The following is a 16,696-nucleotide window of genomic DNA, read 5'->3' as shown; positions in this document are numbered from 1 at the left end:
GTGCGCCACATGGCCGGGGTGGAGCAGAAATGGTTCCGGCAGGTGATGGCCGGGCAGGATGCCGGCGCAGGGCGGCCGTGCGGGCGCCGGGGCCGGCCTCGGCGCCCGGCTGCGCGCGCGCCGTCCTCGGTGGTGCGGTGGGCTCGGCGGGCCCGGTGCCCCGGCCGCCCTCCGGGGCGTGGTCGTTCGTACGCGGAGGCATGTCTCTCCTCGGTCTGCGGGTGGTCGTCCTCAGTCGTCCGCGGTCGCGGAGCCGGTCAGTACGCCCGGCCGCGCATCCTGCGCCACCACAGCAGGCCCCCGCCGATCAGCAGGATCCCGCCGGCTCCCGCACCGGCGGACGCGGCGATCAGGGTGGTGTCGTCGAAGCCCTCGGCGCCGGCCGGCCGCAGTGCGTCACCGAGCTGGTTGCGTACGTCGTTGCCGCTGTCCACGCCCTCGGCGAGCGGACCGCGCGAGCCCTCCGTCGGGTCGGCCAGATACGGGAACGAGGCGCCGAACTCCTTGTCGTTGGCGTCGACCGCGTCGCCCAGGTCGTTCTCCGCGCCGACCAGCTCGCCCTCGACCACCTGGAGCGCCGCGTCGATCACGTCGTCGGTCAGCCGCCGCCCGTTGGGGAAGCCCGCGTTGTCCCCGTCCAGCACCCCGAGCCGTTTCGGTTCGGCCGTCGGCTCGATCGACGTGTTGAGGCGCAGCATCTCCGACGGCGTCACGTGCGGCGGCCGGTTGAGCCCCTCGACGCCCTTGAGGAAGACGTCGACCAGGTCGTCGCGCGGCTCGGCGGGCGCCTCGATCTTGTAGATCGCCTCGATGAGCTTCGGCAGTTCCGGGTGCGTGACGTTCTTCAGGAACCGGGCGTCGTCCCACGGCGCGGACGCGTTGAAGGTGTCCTTGTCCTTCAGGGGGTTGACGACCTCGTTCACCAGCGGGTTCCCCAGCCGCGACACCTGGGTGAACTCCCCCTTGGCGTTCTTGCGCCGAGTCGTGGACCAGATGCCGACGACCGGCTGGTCCGCCGACTCGGTGATCATGTGCGTGGGGACCTGGAGGGCCAGGGAGTTGACGTTGTAGCCCTTGAGTGTGTCGTTGCCGACCTCGGAGAGGTTCCCGCCGTACAGCAGGTCGAAGACGCGCAGGTCCAGGAAGAACGGGTCGTCGGCCTGGCCGGCGAACGTCGTCGCGCCGCCCGCCAGTTCGTGTACGGCCTGCTCGCGGAGCGTGCCGTAGTCCGGCATGGACGCCTTGCCGACGTTCGACGGCGCCACCGGGACGTCGTCCGCGATCTTCGTACGGGACACCGGGTGCTGGTCCTTCAGCTTCAGCAGCTCGATGTCGTAGGTCTGGGTGATGTTGAGGTCCGGGTCGTCCAGGCCGGTGACCGGACCCGTGTTGTAGAGGAACGTCTTCTCGTTCTTCGTGTGCGTCCTGAAGGTGTAGCGGAAGAGCAGTTCGCCCTGCGCGTCGCCGTTGTTGTCGATGTGGATGTCGTACTGAGCGTCCTCGGCGAACGTGAAGAAGTTCGGTCCGCCGGCCGGCTCCTCGAACGGGATCCAGTTCGCGATGATCGTCGTCGTGTCCGGTTTGTCGGGGCTGACGAACGCGTACAGATCGGTGTTGTCGTACTGCGGGGTGCCCGAGATCAGTGGGGCCTCCCGGTGGCTGGAGGCGGAGGCCGCCCCCGGTTCCAGCGCGGTCGCGCCGACGGCGGCGAGGCCGCCGGCGGCCAGCGCGCCGCAGATCAGGGTCGCGAGGCTGCTGCGTCCCGCGCCGGTCCTGGAGTTAGGTGTCATGCCGTCCGTCCTCAGTGCCAACTTGCCTGACGCACCGGGATTCGGAGCGGAGTCCTGGCCGGATTGGTCGAAAGTCGGGACGGGGAGGAACGTCCGTATTATTTCCCGCTGTTCGACCCGCGTTTTCGGCCCGCTGATCCGTAATCCCATCCGGAGGCATGATCACGACGAACGCCTCGGTGATCAGATGGCCCCCGCGGGGCCGGGAGAGGGGGGGGAGCGTTGGAGGCGGACGAGCTTCTGGTGCGGGTGGCCGGCGGCGACCAGAAGGCATTCGAGACGCTGTACGGGCTGGTGTCCGGACCGGTGTACGGGCTCGTACGGCGGGTGGTGCGCGATCCCGCCCAGTCGGAGGAGGTCGCGCAGGAGGTGCTGCTCGAACTCTGGCGCTCCGCCGCCCGGTTCGACCCCGGGCGGGGCAGCGCACTGTCCTGGGTCCTCACGCTCGCCCACCGCCGGGCCGTCGACCGGGTGCGCAGCGCCCGCGCGGCCGGTGAGCGCGAGCGGCGTGAAGCAGCCCGGCACGGCAGCGGACCCGCTTTCGACCAGGTCGCCGAGGAGGTCGAGGCCGGTCTGGAACGCGAGTGGGTGCGCCGCTGCCTGGACCGCCTCACCGCCCTGCAACGACAGTCGGTCACCCTCGCCTACTACGACGGCTACACCTACCGTGAGGTGGCCGAGCGGCTCTCCCTGCCGTTGGGCACGGTCAAGACACGCATGCGCGACGGTCTCACCCGGCTGCGCGACTGCCTGGGAGGTGCCGCATGAGCGTCCTGGACCGGTTGTTGCGCCGAGAAGACCTCCACTCCCTGGCCGCCCCCTACGCGCTCGACGCGCTGGAACCCGCCGAGCGCGTCCGCTTCGAGAAGCACCTGAGCAGCTGCCGCCGCTGCGCCGCCGAGGTGCGCGTCCTGGCCGAGGACGCCGTCCGCCTCGCCTGGTCCACCGCCGCCCCGGCGCCGTCCGCCCTGCGCGACCGGGTACTGGCCGCCGTGCGGACCACCCCGCAGGATCCCGCACCCGAAGCCGTGCCCGGGCCCCGGGAACAGACACGCGCGCAGGCCCCGCAACTGCCGCCCCACGTATGGGGTGCCGAGTCCGTACCGGCGGCCCGTGAACGGCGCGGGGCGCCGCTGTTCGTCCCCTTCGCGACGGCCACCGCCGCCGCGGCCCTCGTCGTCGCCTCGCTGTTCGCCGTCCAGGCGGACCGGACCCAGGACGAGCTGACCGCCGAACGGGACCGTTCACGTGAGATCGCACACGTTCTCGCGGCCCCGGACGCCCGCGCGAGCAGCGGCCGGGGCGCGGAGGGCGGCACGATCGGAGTGATCGCTTCCGCATCGGCGGGGAGCGCGGTCGTCACCCTCGGCGGATACGGCAACCCGCCGAACGGACGTGTGCGCCAACTGTGGCTGATGCGCCCGGGCGCCGAACCGCGCTCCCTGGGGCTCTTCGAGACCGACACGCCCCTGGTCGCCTCCGACCTCGACACATCCGCCACGTCACTCGCGGTGACCGTCGAGCCTGACGGGGGGTCACCGCAGCCCACCACCCGGCCTTTCGTCCAACTCACCCTGAAAGCGGTCGGATTCGGAGAGTAACCGTCGAGTGTTCGTCAACCTCCTTACGGGGAAGGTGAATCCTGGGCCCGCGATGCACGAGTGCCCGTACGGGGCGATAGGGTTACCCTGCCCGGGGTGGACTCGTACGGGTGGGGAGTGACATGGAACGGATAACGGTGCACAGCAGGGCCAGGGTCCCTGCGATCACCTGTGGAAGCAGCGCGACCAGTACGCGCCTGGACCGCCACCTCTCGGTGCTGGCGGGACCCGCCGTCCCGCAGCGGGAGACGATCGAGGCGACGTCGCTGATGCGCGAGCTGACCGCACGCGACAACGGAGCCAGAGGCATGAGGGCACGGACGAGCCGTGTCTCGCTCTTCGCCCCGCTGCGTCGGCTGCGTCGCTCCCTGCTCGGCAGCCGTTAGACCCGCGCCCGGGCGGACCCACCGTCCTGGCGCGGCACCGCGCGCGTCCCCTGTCACCCCACGGCACACGACGCACATCCCCGAGCGCCAGCGCGTCGCCCTCCCTTCCGCACCCCTTCCCGGCCCACGGGCCCGCCGTGTCGACTCCCGTCGCGCCCGTCGCACCCGTTGTGCCCGTCGCATCCGCCTCGGCCGCCGTCCGGGCGTCGCGCCGCTGCCGACGCGTCAGAGCAGGGCGAGTTGGCCCTCCGGTCCCTCCTCGTGGGCGTCCAGTACCGAGGCGGGCCGATGCGCGGCTCTCGGCGCCGGGAGCACGCCCACCCGGCGCAGTTCCGTCGGCGTGATCGGGTCGGCCGCCAAGCGGTCCCTCAACGCGACCTGACGCGGGCGAAGTTCGGTCATGAGTGCGAGGATCGTGATCAGCTCCAGGAGCTCCGAGGTCCAGGTCTGCGGCCAGACGGCCGGACGGATCGCGTCCAGGGTGCCCGGCTCGGCCCCGTCCGTGCGGGCCGCGCACCACCGCTCCAGCACCCGGACCCCGGCCACCTCGAACTCCCAGGCCGTCGACGGTACCGGTGAGATGCGGCCCTCGTCGAGGAACAGGGCCTCCTCGTCGGGGTCGTAGCGCACGGTCAGCGGTCGGGAGGGGAGCGGGGCCCGGACGTAGGGGCGGCGCCCGCCCGGGAGCCGGGGGCGCTCCCCGTCGCGCCGCATCAGCCACAGCAGTCGGTGACCCACCTCCACGCCCGCGGCCCACACGTCGGCGTCCCCGGTGAGCGGCACCGCGAGCCCGCCGGGCCCGTTGCGCACCACGGCCATCGTCCAGGCGAGCACGTCGACGGCCGGGACCTCCCGGCCGAGCCGTGCCGCGAGGTGCTCGGACAGGGCCGGGGCCAGGTTCGGTTCCGTGCCTCCGGGCCGGCGGTACAGCGGGCGGACACGGCCGGGGCGAAGCACCGGCAGCAGGGACGTGGCGAGCAGCAGCGGACCGGCGGGGTCGTCGGCGCCGGCCCCACCGCTCCCGGCACGTCCCCCCGGCGGGCGTTCGTTCCGCGTGGGTTCACCCCGTGTGCGTTCGCCCCGCCCCGCGGTGGCCTCGACGACGAAGATCTGCCGCTCGTCGGTCACCCGCCACAGTTCGGGGCGGGCCGCGTCGATCAGCCGCTGGTCGGGGATCAGCCACTGCTCGTCGAAGGGTGAGTGCAGCACGCGGACCGGCTCGGGGCACGGGCCCGAGGCGCGCGCCAGTTTCTCCGTGCCGCCCGCCCGGCCCGGCAGTTGCCCGACCGCCGTGTGCACCGTCCGCGAACGCGTCGGCTGGAACAGGGCCTCCCGGTCGGGCCCCACGGCCTTCAGCAGGGCGCCCCAACGGGCCTTCAGGGCCGCCGGGTCGGGGGCCGCCGGCCACCCCCGGCCGAGTCGCGGCGGTGCGACGGACCACGGCATGAGGTCCGCCAGCAGCGGAGCGTCGTCGTGCGTCACGCTGGGCATCGTACGGCCTTCGGCCCCGCGGGCAGCCGGTGCCGGCGGATCAGGTGGCGTCCAGCGTCACCGTGAAGGAGAAGCGGTCGCCCCGGTAGTTGATGACGGCCACGTCCAGGGGCCGGCCGTCGGTGTCGTACGTGATTCCGGTGTAGTGCAGGATCGGACTGAGCAGCGGGACCTGGAGCAGCCGGGCCGTCTCCGGGTCCGCGAGCCGGGCCTCCACCGTGTCCGTGATGCGGCTGATGTCCGCCCCGACGGCATCCCGCAGCACCTTGGTCATCGGCCAGCGCACCAGGTCGTCCAGGTCGATACGGGCGGCCAGTTCGGGCCGGACGTAGTTGCGGGCGTGGTTGGTCGGCTCTCCCGTTTTCTCGTCGCTGCGCAGCCGGTGGTACGCCGCCGTCTCGGACAGGTCCGGGAAGTACTCGGCGAGTTCGGCCGGCACCGGCGCCGGACCGTGCTCCAGCAGTTCGGTCGTCATACCGGACTGCTGGGCCACGATCGCGTCCACCGAGCCCAGCAGGCGTACCGGGGTGCCCCGCCGGGCGTCCGGCTCGATGAACGTGCCGCGCCGGCGGTGCCGCGTGATCAGCCCCTCGTCCTCCAGCTCCTTCAGTGCCTGCCGCATGGTCAGCACGCTCACCCCGTAGTGCCCGGCCAGCTGTTCCTCGGTGGGCAGGCGCAGCGGGTCCTGGGGCGAGCGGCCGAGGATCGAGGCGCGCAGCGACTGCGACACCTGGTACCAGAGCGGCAGCTTGCGGTTCAGGACGATCGAGTCCGGAGCGAAGGAGGTCACGAGGTCATCCGTACCGGTCGGGGAACGTTCAGTGCAACGGGCGGAAGTGACGCTCGAGACCCTGCCACACGTTGTCGTAACCCTGCTGCAGGTGCTCCGCCCGGGCCGCCTGGGGGGTCAGGGAAAGCGGCCAGCGGGTCTCGAACATGAAGGCCAGGCCGTCGTCGATCTTCTGCGGGCGCAGCTCGGCGGAGCTCGCCCGCTCGAACGTCTCCCGGTCCGGGCCGTGCGCCGACATCATGTTGTGCAGCGAGCCCCCACCGGGGACGAAGCCCTCCGCCTTCGCGTCGTACGCGCCCTCGATCAGGCCCATGTACTCGCTCATCACGTTCCGGTGGAAGTACGGCGGACGGAAGGTGTCCTCGCCCACCAGCCAGCGCGGGGCGAAGACCACGAAATCCACCCCGGCCAGCCCCGGGGTGTCGCTCGGCGAGGTCAGCACCGTGAAGATCGACGGATCCGGGTGGTCGTACGAGATGGTGCCCATCACATTGAAACGGCGCAGGTCGTAGGCGTACGGCACATGGTTGCCGTGCCAGGCGACGACATCCAGCGGGGAGTGGTCATAGGTGGCCGACCACAGGTTGCCGCAGAACTTGTTCACCACCTCCACCGGCCCCTCGACGTCCTCGTACGCGGCGACCGGGGCCCGGAAGTCCCGGGCGTTGGCCAGCCCGTTGGCGCCGATCGGACCGAGGTCGGGGAGCCGGAACGGCGCCCCGTAGTTCTCGCACACATAACCGCGGGCCGAGGCGTCCAGCAGCTCCACACGGAAACGCACCCCGCGAGGGATCAGCGCGATGTGTCCCGGCTCCACATGCAGCAGCCCGAACTCCGTGCGCAGCAGCAGCCCGCCCTGCTCCGGGACGATCAGCAGCTCACCGTCGGCGTCGCTGAACACCCGGTCCATCGAGGCGGTCGCGTGGTAGAGGTGCACCGCCGTTCCGGTGCGCTGGGTGACGTCGCCGTTGCCGCCCAGCGTCCACAGGCCGGCCAGGAAGTCGGTGCCCTCCGTCGGCGCGGGCAGCGGGTTCCAGCGCAGGCGGTTGGGGTCGGGCACGGTCTGGGTGAAGGGCGCGGTGCGGATCGCGCCGTTGCCCGTGCGGGTGAACGCCGGGTGCGCGGCCGACGGGCGGATCCGGTACAGCCAGGAGCGGCGGTTCTCGGCCCGCGGCTCGGTGAACGCCGTACCGCTCAGCTGCTCCGCGTACAGCCCGAGCGGCGCGCGCTGAGGTGAGTTGCGCCCCTCGGGCAGGGCGCCCGGGATCGCCTCGGAGCTGTGCTCGTTGCCGAAACCGGAGAGGTGGTCGAGTCCCTCGGCGGCCTTGCGTGCTCCCCCACGCTCGAATGCGCTCGCGCGGACGGTGCCCCCATCGCTCATCTTCGCTGCTCCCTTGCGTGCGATTCCTATGCAACACCGTAGGATTGAGGTTTCCCCGGCGCAAGGGGGTTGCGCGATCCCGTCCCCCGTGTCGCGGCCGTCCCCGCTCCCGGGGCGCGCCCTCCTCTTGGTGGAGGACGGGGGAACCCGACTCCAGGGGGATCCGGGAGCCCGTGCCCCGCCGGCCCCCGCACATGCCGAGCCCGCTCGTCCCCGCGGTCCACGTCCTGGCCGGCATGGCGAAGGTCGAGTTCGGCGACCGCACGCGGTTCGTGGTGAAGTGGGCGGCCCTGGTCTGTCCGGTGATCCTCGCAGCGGGAACCCTGTTCGGCATCATCTGAGACTCCGGCCCGGCTCGAGAGAGGACCCGATCATGGCGCCCGGTGGGAACCGCGGCTGGCTGCTCCGCCTCGTCATCGCCTTCAGCTTCGCGCAGGGGGCCGTGTCGATGGCCCGGCCCGCCGTCTCCTACCGGGCGCTCGCCCTGGGCGCGGACGAGCGGGCGGTCGGTGTGATCGCCGGGGTGTACGCGCTGCTGCCCCTGTTCGCCGCCGTGCCGCTCGGCCGGCGCACCGACCACGGCCGCTGCGCGCCCCTGCTGTCCGTCGGTGTGGTCCTCATCGCCGGCGGCTGCGCCCTGAGCGGGCTCGCCGGCTCCCTGTGGGCGATGGCCCTGTGGAGCGGGGTGATGGGGCTCGGCCACCTCTGCTTCGTCATCGGCGCGCAGTCGCTCGTCGCCCGCCGGTCCGCGCCGCACGAACAGGACCGCAACTTCGGCCACTTCACCATCGGCGCCTCCCTCGGGCAGCTGATCGGCCCGATCGCGGCGGGCGCGCTGGTCGGCGGCGCCGACAGGGCAGCCGGCAGTGCGTTCGCCCTGCTGGCGGCGGGCGCGGGGGCGGCGATGGCGTTCACCTCGCTGTGGCGCACAGAGCGTCCGACGCCGCCCGGGTCCCGTCCGGCACCGGGCGCGCGCGTCCCGGTCGGGCGCATCCTGCGGGCCCGGGGGGTGCCCGCCGGCATCTTCGTCAGCCTGGCCGTGCTGTCCGCCACTGACATCCTCACCGCCTACCTGCCGGTGGTCGGAGAGCAGCGGGGCATCGCCCCGTCCGTCATCGGTCTTCTGCTCAGCCTGCGGGCCGCGGCCACCATCGCCTGCCGGCTGGTCCTCACCCCGCTGCTGCGGCTGCTCGGCCGCACCCTGCTGCTGACGGTGACCTGTCTGCTGGCGGCACTGCTCTGCGCGGGCATCGCCCTGCCGGTGCCGGTGTGGGCCCTGGCGGTGATGCTGGCGGTGCTCGGCTTCTGCCTGGGCGTCGGCCAGCCGCTCTCCATGACGACGGTCGTCCAGGCATCCCCGGCCGGCGCGCGCTCCACCGCTCTGGCCCTCCGCCTGACCGGCAACCGGCTGGGCCAGGCCGCCGCCCCCGCCGCGGCCGGCCTGATCGCCGGAGCGGCGGGCGTGGCGGCCCCGTTCGTCATGCTGGGCGCGCTGCTGCTCCTCTCCGCGGGGGTGGCGCTGCGCGCACCGTCCCGGCCGGCGGAGCGGAGCGGCCCACCGGCACCTGGCGAAGGGTCCTCGGCCGGCGAAGGGTCCCCGGCCGACGCGAGACGCGCCGACGCGCCACGTCGATCGGGCTGAACGCGTTCGTCCGCTCCGTTCCGGGCGCCGGCACCGCCCGCCTGTCCGTCTTCGGCCGGCACGGCGACCGCGGCCGCCCAGGCACGGCTGGCCCTACCCGAACGAGTGACACGGTCCCTCTGGCGCCAGGAAATTAGCATCGCTAGTTTATGTGGCGGACGTCGACCCCTGCCCCGGAGGAAGCGCGATGAAGGCATACGACGGCATGTACATCGACGGTGCCTGGCGCCCTGCCGCCGGCCCGGACGTGATCGAGGTCGTGAACCCGGCCGACGGGCAGGTGATCGCCACCGTCCCCGCGGGCACCGCCGAGGACGTGGACGCCGCCGTACGGGCCGCCCGTGCCGCCCTGCCGGCCTGGGCCGCAACCCCGCCCGCCGAGCGCGCCGCCCGCCTCGCCGCCCTCCGTGACGTGCTGGTGGCCTGGCAGGAGGAGATCGCCCGGACGGTGACGGCCGAGCTCGGCGCACCCCTGAAGCTCTCGCAGACCGTGCACGCGGGCGTGCCCGTCGCGGTGGCGGGCTCGTATGCCGAGCTGGCGGCGACGTACCCCTTCGAGGAGAGGACGGGCAACTCGACCGTCCTGCACGAACCGGTCGGTGTGGTCGGCGCGATCACGCCCTGGAACTACCCCCTCCACCAGATCGTCGCGAAGGCCGCCCCGGCCCTCGCCGCCGGCTGCACGATCGTCGTCAAGCCCGCCGAGGACACCCCGCTGGTCGCCCGGCTCTTCGCGGAGGCGGTGCACGAGGCGGGGGTTCCGGCCGGTGTGTTCAACCTGGTCACCGGCCTCGGCCCGGTGGCCGGCCAGGCCCTCGCCGAACACCCGGGCGTCGACCTGGTCTCCTTCACCGGCTCCACCGCCGTCGGCCGCCGGATCGGCGCCGTCGCCGCGGGCGCGGTCAAGAAGGTCGCCCTCGAACTGGGCGGCAAGTCGGCCAACGTGATCCTCCCCGGCGCCGATCTGGCCCGGGCGGTCAACGTCGGGGTCGCCAACGTGATGTCCAACTCCGGCCAGACGTGCAGCGCCTGGACCCGCATGCTGGTCCACCGCGACCAGTACGACGAGGCCGTCGAGCTCGCCGCGGCCGCCGCCGCGAAGTACGGCGACCGCATCGGCCCCCTCGTCAACGCCAAGCAGCAGGAACGCGTGCGCGGCTACATCGAGAAGGGCGTCGCCGAGGGCGCGCGCCTGGTCGCAGGCGGCCCCGACGCCCCGCCCGAGAAGGGGTGCTTCGTCAGCCCCACCGTCTTCGCCGACGTCACCCCGGACATGACGATCGCCCAGGAGGAGATCTTCGGGCCCGTCCTGTCCGTCCTGCGCTACGAGGACGAGGAGGACGCCCTGCGCATCGCCAACGGCACCGTCTACGGACTCGCCGGTGCGGTCTGGGCCGGCGACGAGGCCGAGGCGGCGGCGTTCGCCCGCCGCATGGAGGCCGGTCAGGTCGACATCAACGGTGGCCGCTTCAACCCCCTCGCGCCGTTCGGGGGTTACAAGCAGTCGGGCGTGGGGCGCGAACTCGGCGTGCACGGCCTGACCGAGTACCTCCAGACCAAGTCCCTCCAGTTCTAGGGGAGTCCATCCATCATGGCCGTCCGCGCCGCCGTACTGTCCGCCGTCGACGCCCCGTTGGAGACCACGGGGATCGACCTGCCCGAGCCCGGCCCCGGCCAGGTCCGGGTCCGGCTCGCCGCCGCCGGTGTCTGCCACTCCGACCTGTCCCTGGCCGACGGCACCATGCGCCTCCCCGTCCCGGCCGTGCTCGGCCATGAGGGCGCCGGCACGGTCGTCTCCGTCGGCGAGGGCGTCACCCGGGTCGCTCCCGGCGACGGCGTCGTCCTCAACTGGGCGCCCTCCTGCGGCGCCTGCCCCGCCTGCGCACGCGGCGAGGTGTGGCTGTGCGCCGACGCCCTGAGCGGCGCCGCCCGGGTGCACGCCCACCGCGCCGACGACGGCACCCCGCTGCACCCCGGCCTGAACGTCGCAGCCTTCGCCGAGGAGACGGTGGTGCCCGCGTCCTGCGTCCTGCCCGCTCCGGACGGCGTCCCGCTCACCGACGCCGCCCTGCTGGGGTGCGCCGTGCTCACCGGCTACGGCGCCGTCCACCACTGCGCGCACGTCCGGCCGGGCGAGTCGGTCGCGGTGTTCGGTGTCGGGGGAGTGGGCCTCGCCGCCCTCCAGTCGGCCCGGCTCGCCGGCGCGACGACGATCGTCGCGGTCGACGTCTCCCCGGCCAAGGAGGAACTGGCGCGCTCCGCCGGGGCGACCGACTATCTCGTCGCCTCGGACACCACGGCCCGCGAGATCCGTTCCCTCACCGGGAAACAGGGCGTGGACGCGGCGGTCGAATGCGTCGGCCGCGCGACCACCATCCGCACCGCCTGGGACTCCACCCGGCGTGGCGGCCGCACCACGGTCGTCGGCATCGGGGGCAAGGACCAGCAGGTCACCTTCAACGCCCTGGAGATCTTCCACTGGGGCAGAACCCTGTCCGGCTGCGTCTACGGCAACTCCGACCCCGCCCGGGACCTCCCCGTCCTCGGCGGGCACATCCGAGCGGGCCGTCTAGACCCGGGCGCCCTGGTGACGGAACGGATCACCCTGGACGGCATCCCGGCGGCCTTCGACACCATGTCGGCGGGCAAGGGCGGACGAGCCCTGGTGGTCTTCTAGCGCCTGCCGAGGCGCTGGGGCGTGGTAGGGGGCGGTACGGCGGGGCGCCGGTCAGCGCAGGGCCGCTTCCTCGATCCCCAGCAGTTCGGACAGCGCCCGCTCGCCCGTCTCCGTCACCTTCACCGCGCGCTCGGAGCCGATGCGGACACACCACCGTGCGTCCAGGGCGTGCCGGCACAGAGCCGCGCCGGCGACTCCGGCGAGGTGGTGGCGGCGTTCCGTCCAGTCGAGGCAGGCGCGGGCCAGCGGGCGGCGGGCGCGGCGGTCGAGTCCGACGCCGAGGGCGTCGAACCAGCGCAGGCCCGCGTCGGTGAGTGCGAACCCGGTGTCCCGGCGGAGCAGTCCGCGTGCGGTGAACGCGTCCGTCACCGCGATGCCGAGCCGGCCGGCGAGATGGTCGTAGCAGGTGCGTCCACGGGCCATCGCCGAGTCCGCGCCGGCCTGCCGCAGGGTGCGCGGACGCACGGCCGCGTCCGGGGCGACCTGCCCGGCCAGTTCCTCCACCAGTCGGGCGGCCCGCGCGTCGGCGAGCCGTACGTACCGGTGCCGGCCCTGCCGGTCCTCGGCGAGCAGCCCGCCGGCGACCAGCTTGCCCAGGTGCTCGCTCAGCGTGGACGGGGCGACGCCCGCGTGCCGCGCCAGCTCGCCCGCCGTCCACGCCCGGCCGTCCAGCAGGGCCAGCAGGCACGCGGCCCGTGTCTCGTCGGCGATCAGCCCGGCGAGCCGGGCGAGCCCGGGGGCCCGGGGGCCCGGGGGTCCTTCGACGTCATGCGCCCCAGCATGCGGCACGGACCCTTCGGCGCCGGCCGAACCGTCCGCGCAGCCACCGCCCCCTGCCCCCGCCGCCCCCCGTAGCGCCGTACGCGTCTAAACCGTGCCGCCCCGCACCTGCTCGTACTGCTCGGCCAGACCGTCCAGCAGGGCCGTCAGTCCGGTCTCGAAGGCCCGCTCGTCGATCTTCTCCTGCTTCTCGGCGAGCAGATGGGCCTGCCCGAGGTGGGGGTAGTCGGCGGGATCGTAGGCGCCGGCGTCGTCCACGAAACCGCCCGCGAAGGAACCGAGCGCCGAGCCCATGATGAAGTACCGCATCAGCGCACCGATGGACGTGGCCTGCGCCGGCGGCCAGCCGGCGTCGACCATCGCGCCGTAGACCGCGTCGGCGAGCCGCAGGCCGGCCGGGCGGCGGCCGGGGCCGCGCGCCATGACCGGCACGATGTTGGGGTGGTCGCGCAGTGCGGCGCGGTAGGAGACGGCCCAGTCGTGCAGCGCGGTCCGCCAGTCCCGGCCGTCCTCGAACATCGACAGGTCGACCAGCGCGCTCACCGAGTCGGCCACCGCCTCGAGGATCTCGTCCTTGGTGCGGAAGTGGTTGTACAGCGAGGGCCCGCTGACCCCCAGCTGTGCGGCGAGCCGCCGCGTCGAGACGGCTGCGAGGCCCTCCGCGTCCACGAGCGCACGGGCCGTCTCGACGATCCGGTCGGGGCTGAGCAGGGGCTTGCGCGGTCGGGCCATGGCGCACATAGTAGGGCTGCATCGAAAAACTAGCAGTGCTAATTAGATGAGGTGGCCGTCATGAACCTGGAGCTCGGTGAGGAGCACAGCGCAGTCCGCCGGCTCGCCAGGGACTTCGTCGAGCGGGAGGTCGTCCCCCACGCCACGGCCTGGGACCGGGCCGAGGAGGTCGACCGCGGCATCGTGAAGAAGCTCGGCGAGGTCGGGTTCCTCGGGCTGACGATCGACGAGCGGTACGGGGGCTGCGGCGGCGACCACCTCGCGTACTGCCTGGTCACCGAGGAACTGGGCCGCGGCGACTCCTCGGTGCGCGGGATCGTCTCCGTGTCCCTGGGGCTGGTCGCCAAGACGGTCGCCGCCTGGGGCGACGAGGAGCAGAAGCGGACCTGGCTTCCCGGACTCACCTCGGGCGCGTACGTCGGCTGCTTCGGCCTCACCGAGCCGGGCACGGGTTCCGACGCCGGCGAGGTCTCCACCCGCGCGGTGCGCGACGGTGGGGACTACGTCATCAACGGCACCAAGATGTTCATCACCAACGGCACCTGGGCCGACGTGGTCCTGCTCTTCGCCCGTTCCACCGACGCCCCCGGCCACAAGGGGATGTCCGCCTTCCTCGTTCCCGCCGACACCCCCGGACTGACGCGTCGCGCCCTGCACGGCAAGCTCGGTCTGCGCGGTCAGGCCACCGCCGAGCTGGTGCTGGAGGACGTGCGCGTGCCCGCGTCCGCGATGCTGGGCCCCGAGGGCAAGGGTTTCCCGGTCGCCATGTCCGCCCTCGCCAAGGGGCGCATGTCGGTCGCGGCGGGCTGTGTCGGCATAGCCCAGGCCGCGCTCGACGCCGCCGTGCGGTACGCGGGAGAGCGCGAGCAGTTCGGGAAGACCATCGCCCACCACCAGCTCGTCCAGGAGCTGATCAGCGACATCGCCGTGGACGTCGACGCCGCCCGGCTGCTGACCTGGCGGGTCGCGGACCTGATCGACCGCGGACGGCCGTTCGCCGTGGAGTCCTCCAAGGCCAAGCTCTTCGCCTCGGAGGCGGCCGTCCGCGCCGCGAACAACGCCCTCCAGGTCCACGGCGGTTACGGCTACATCGACGAGTACCCGGCGGGCAAGCTGCTGCGCGACGCCCGTGTCATGACCCTCTACGAGGGCACCAGCCAGATCCAGAAACTGGTCATCGGACGCGCCCTGACCGGGGTCTCGGCGTTCTGAGTACCGCCTGAGTATCCGAGCGGATGTGGCCGCGGCCACATCCGCCGATTCTTGTCCCCATGAGCGACACACCGGTCAAGCAGCAGAGCACGGCCGCCTTCTACGGTCAGGCCGTGGCGTCCTTCGGAGTGGCTATGGCCGCCACCGCGGTCGGCATCTTCAACCTCGAGGCCGACGCCTGGGTCCGCGCCTTCCTGGGCATCGCGGTCCTGTACCTCGTCACCTCCGCCTTCACCCTGGCCAAGGTCATCCGTGACCGTCAGGAGGCCGGGCAGATCGTGAACCGTGTCGACCAGGCCCGCCTGGAGAAGCTCCTCGCCGAACACGACCCGCTGCAGAAGCTCTGACACGGGGCCTGCCGGGGATCCTCCGGCGGACCGGCCCTAAGCGACCGCTCACCCTTGCCGGTATGGTGTTACCCCTGTCAGCGAATGGGGTGAGCGATGAGTGCGGCGGAGGACACGGCCGGCGGTGAGGCGCAGCCGTGGGGTGAGGTCACGCCCGACGCGGCACGACGGCTGCTGCTCGCCGCCGTGGAGGCGTTCGCGGAACGCGGCTACCACGCCACGACGACCCGCGACATCGCGGGCCGCGCCGGCATGAGCCCGGCCGCGCTCTACATCCACTACAAGACCAAGGAAGAGCTGCTCCACCGCATCAGCAGGATCGGCCACGAGAAGGCCGTGGACATCCTGCGCACCGCGGCCCGTGCCGAAGGCAGCCCGACCGAACGGCTCGCCGACGCGGTGAGCTCCTTCGTCCGCTGGCACGCCGGCGGGCGTACCACCGCGCGGGTCGTGCAGTACGAACTCGACTCGCTCGGTCCCGACGCCCGCGCCGAGATCATCGCCCTGCGCAGGCAGGTCGACGCCGAGGTGCGCGGGATCATCGAGGAGGGCGTGCGCACGGGCGAGTTCGACGTCCCCGACGTGCGGGGCACCACCCGCGCCGTGCTCTCCCTCTGTGTCGACGTGGCGCGCTGGTTCAACATCAACGGCGCCCGGACCCCCGAGGAGGTCGGCGCCCTCTACGCCGATCTCGTGCTGCGGATGGTCGGCGCCGACCGGACGGGCACCGTTCAGAGGTAGTAGCGGGCCACCGACTCGGCCACGCACACCGGCTTCTCGCCGCCCTCGCGCTCCACGGTGAAGGCCGTGGTCACCTGGACGCCGCCCGCCACCTCGTCGACGGCGGTGACCTTCGCGGTGGCGCGCACCCGCGACCCGACGGGGACGGGCGCGGGGAAGCGCACCTTGTTCGTGCCGTAGTTGACGCCCATCTTCACGCCCTCGACGGAGAGCAGCTGCGGGCCGAACAGCGGAAGCAGCGACAGCGTCAGATAGCCGTGCGCGATGGTCGTGCCGAACGGCCCGGCCGCCGCCTTCTCCGGATCGACATGGATCCACTGGTGATCACCGGTGGCCTCGGCGAACAGGTCGATCCGCTTCTGGTCGACCTCCAGCCAGTCCGTGTACCCCAGCTGCTCGCCCACCGCCGCCTTCAGGTCGTCGACGGACGTGAAGATTCTCGGCTCTGCCATGTCCCGGCCTTTCGCGTCACGTGATCGCACGCGCCCACCCGCGCGCGTCTGTCTAAGCGACTGCTTAGCATGGTCGGCGGTGCGGCCCTTGTCAACGGACCGGCGCCGTGCGGGACGGGTAGGCTTCGACGGGTGCCCCAGATTCCGGAGAAGATCCACGAACTCACGGTCGGCCAGCTCTCCGCGCGCAGCGGCGCCGCCGTGTCGGCCCTGCACTTCTACGAGTCGAAGGGCCTGATCAGCAGTCGTCGCACCGCGGGCAACCAGCGCCGCTACAGCCGTGACGCCCTCCGCCGGGTGGCGTTCATCCGGGCCGCCCAGCGCGTCGGCATCCCGCTCGCGACGATCCGCGGGGCGCTCGCCGCGCTCCCTCAGGAACGTACTCCCACCCGGGGCGACTGGGCACATCTCTCCGAGGCATGGCGCGCCGAACTGGACGAGCGCATCAAGCAGCTCAACCGGCTGCGCGACCACCTCACCGACTGCATCGGCTGCGGCTGCCTCTCGCTGGACACCTGCGTCCTGTCCAACCCGGACGACGTCTTCGGCGAACGCCTGACAGGCTCCCGACTGCTGCCCGAGAACCCCGAGGGCACAGCAGGCGGACGGCCGGGCAACCGGGCGGGCCGGGTCCCGCCCGGACGAGGGTCCGTGTGACAGTGGGGGCGCGGCAT

At 72.8% G+C, this 16,696-nt stretch carries 17 protein-coding genes and 2 pseudogenes; 11 read left to right on the top strand and 8 right to left on the bottom strand.

Features of this window, described 5'->3' with window-relative positions; all coding sequences use genetic code 11:
* Positions 1-202 (bottom strand): annotated as a pseudogene (locus tag JL475_RS40120) (hypothetical protein); the annotation flags it as partial.
* 55 nt (positions 203-257) lie between these two features.
* Entirely contained in the window at positions 258-1,790 is a 1,533-nt protein-coding gene (locus JL475_RS19815) for a DUF4331 domain-containing protein (RefSeq protein ID WP_202279118.1), read from the bottom strand.
* A gap of 222 nt (positions 1,791-2,012) precedes the next feature.
* Here JL475_RS19815 and JL475_RS19810 point away from each other — a divergent pair, with 222 nt between their 5' ends.
* The 3 genes from JL475_RS19810 to JL475_RS19800 all read left to right on the top strand — a co-directional run bounded on the left by JL475_RS19810 (position 2,013) and on the right by JL475_RS19800 (position 3,777).
* Entirely contained in the window at positions 2,013-2,558 is a 546-nt protein-coding gene (locus JL475_RS19810) for a sigma-70 family RNA polymerase sigma factor (RefSeq protein ID WP_202279117.1), read from the top strand.
* Positions 2,555-3,391 (top strand): anti-sigma factor, encoded by an 837-nt coding sequence (locus JL475_RS19805; protein WP_202279116.1) that lies wholly within the window; start codon positions 2,555-2,557, stop codon positions 3,389-3,391. The genes JL475_RS19810 and JL475_RS19805 overlap by 4 nt, the downstream gene beginning before the upstream one ends.
* Before the next feature lie 122 nt (positions 3,392-3,513).
* Complete coding sequence (locus tag JL475_RS19800) at positions 3,514-3,777, top strand: hypothetical protein (protein WP_202279115.1); 264 nt, start codon at positions 3,514-3,516, stop codon at positions 3,775-3,777.
* A 225-nt stretch (positions 3,778-4,002) separates the two neighbouring features.
* Here JL475_RS19800 and JL475_RS19795 read toward each other — a convergent pair whose 3' ends face one another.
* Genes JL475_RS19795 through hmgA form a run of 3 tightly spaced genes read right to left on the bottom strand, consistent with a single transcriptional unit; the run spans position 4,003 to position 7,439 of the window.
* Complete coding sequence (locus tag JL475_RS19795; protein WP_202279114.1) at positions 4,003-5,268, bottom strand: type ISP restriction/modification enzyme; 1,266 nt, start codon at positions 5,266-5,268, stop codon at positions 4,003-4,005.
* A gap of 40 nt (positions 5,269-5,308) precedes the next feature.
* Positions 5,309-6,058 carry a GntR family transcriptional regulator gene (locus tag JL475_RS19790; protein ID WP_202279113.1) on the bottom strand — a complete coding sequence of 250 codons (750 nt, stop codon included), beginning with the start codon at positions 6,056-6,058 and terminating at the stop codon, positions 5,309-5,311.
* Positions 6,059-6,086: 28 nt separating this feature from the next.
* On the bottom strand, positions 6,087-7,439 hold the full coding sequence (gene hmgA, locus JL475_RS19785; RefSeq protein ID WP_202279112.1) for a homogentisate 1,2-dioxygenase: 1,353 nt from the start codon (positions 7,437-7,439) through the stop codon (positions 6,087-6,089).
* 182 nt (positions 7,440-7,621) lie between these two features.
* Here hmgA and JL475_RS19780 point away from each other — a divergent pair.
* The 4 genes and pseudogenes from JL475_RS19780 to JL475_RS19765 form a co-directional block, all read left to right on the top strand.
* Positions 7,622-7,780, top strand: a pseudogene (locus JL475_RS19780) (citrate:proton symporter); the annotation flags it as partial.
* Between the two features lie 32 nt (positions 7,781-7,812).
* A complete protein-coding gene (locus tag JL475_RS19775) occupies positions 7,813-9,081 on the top strand; it encodes an MFS transporter (RefSeq protein WP_202279111.1) in 1,269 nt (422 codons plus the stop codon).
* A 187-nt stretch (positions 9,082-9,268) separates the two neighbouring features.
* Positions 9,269-10,657, top strand: a complete 1,389-nt coding sequence (locus JL475_RS19770; protein WP_202279110.1) for an aldehyde dehydrogenase family protein — start codon at positions 9,269-9,271, stop codon at positions 10,655-10,657.
* A gap of 15 nt (positions 10,658-10,672) precedes the next feature.
* Positions 10,673-11,758 (top strand): zinc-binding dehydrogenase, encoded by a 1,086-nt coding sequence (locus JL475_RS19765; RefSeq protein WP_202279109.1) that lies wholly within the window; start codon positions 10,673-10,675, stop codon positions 11,756-11,758.
* A 51-nt stretch (positions 11,759-11,809) separates the two neighbouring features.
* On the opposite strand, the gene JL475_RS19760 is transcribed toward JL475_RS19765, so the two are convergent.
* Positions 11,810-12,547, bottom strand: a complete 738-nt coding sequence (locus tag JL475_RS19760) for a helix-turn-helix transcriptional regulator (RefSeq protein WP_202279108.1) — start codon at positions 12,545-12,547, stop codon at positions 11,810-11,812.
* Between the two features lie 78 nt (positions 12,548-12,625).
* Positions 12,626-13,270 carry a TetR/AcrR family transcriptional regulator gene (locus tag JL475_RS19755; RefSeq protein WP_202279107.1) on the bottom strand — a complete coding sequence of 215 codons (645 nt, stop codon included), beginning with the start codon at positions 13,268-13,270 and terminating at the stop codon, positions 12,626-12,628.
* Positions 13,271-13,330: 60 nt separating this feature from the next.
* Here JL475_RS19755 and JL475_RS19750 point away from each other — a divergent pair, with 60 nt between their 5' ends.
* The 3 genes from JL475_RS19750 (at position 13,331) to JL475_RS19740 (ending at position 15,570) form a co-directional block, all read left to right on the top strand.
* Complete coding sequence (locus tag JL475_RS19750; RefSeq protein WP_202279106.1) at positions 13,331-14,482, top strand: acyl-CoA dehydrogenase family protein; 1,152 nt, start codon at positions 13,331-13,333, stop codon at positions 14,480-14,482.
* Between the two features lie 59 nt (positions 14,483-14,541).
* Entirely contained in the window at positions 14,542-14,829 is a 288-nt protein-coding gene (locus JL475_RS19745) for a YiaA/YiaB family inner membrane protein (RefSeq protein ID WP_202279105.1), read from the top strand.
* A 96-nt stretch (positions 14,830-14,925) separates the two neighbouring features.
* Positions 14,926-15,570 carry a TetR/AcrR family transcriptional regulator gene (locus tag JL475_RS19740; protein WP_202279104.1) on the top strand — a complete coding sequence of 215 codons (645 nt, stop codon included), beginning with the start codon at positions 14,926-14,928 and terminating at the stop codon, positions 15,568-15,570.
* Here JL475_RS19740 and JL475_RS19735 read toward each other — a convergent pair.
* Positions 15,561-16,022 carry a MaoC family dehydratase gene (locus JL475_RS19735; protein WP_109380518.1) on the bottom strand — a complete coding sequence of 154 codons (462 nt, stop codon included), beginning with the start codon at positions 16,020-16,022 and terminating at the stop codon, positions 15,561-15,563. The genes JL475_RS19740 and JL475_RS19735 overlap by 10 nt on opposite strands.
* A 132-nt stretch (positions 16,023-16,154) precedes the next feature.
* On the opposite strand from JL475_RS19735, the gene soxR reads away from it, so the two are divergent.
* On the top strand, positions 16,155-16,679 hold the full coding sequence (soxR, locus tag JL475_RS19730; protein WP_307825107.1) for a redox-sensitive transcriptional activator SoxR: 525 nt from the start codon (positions 16,155-16,157) through the stop codon (positions 16,677-16,679).
* The last annotated feature ends 17 nt before the right edge of the window (positions 16,680-16,696 follow it).

Origin of the sequence: Streptomyces sp. M2CJ-2 (assembly GCF_016757295.1) — a bacterium.
Lineage (GTDB): Bacteria > Actinomycetota > Actinomycetes > Streptomycetales > Streptomycetaceae > Streptomyces.
Note: the sequence above shows the minus strand (reverse complement) of the source record. Positions and strands in the feature narration are given on the sequence as shown.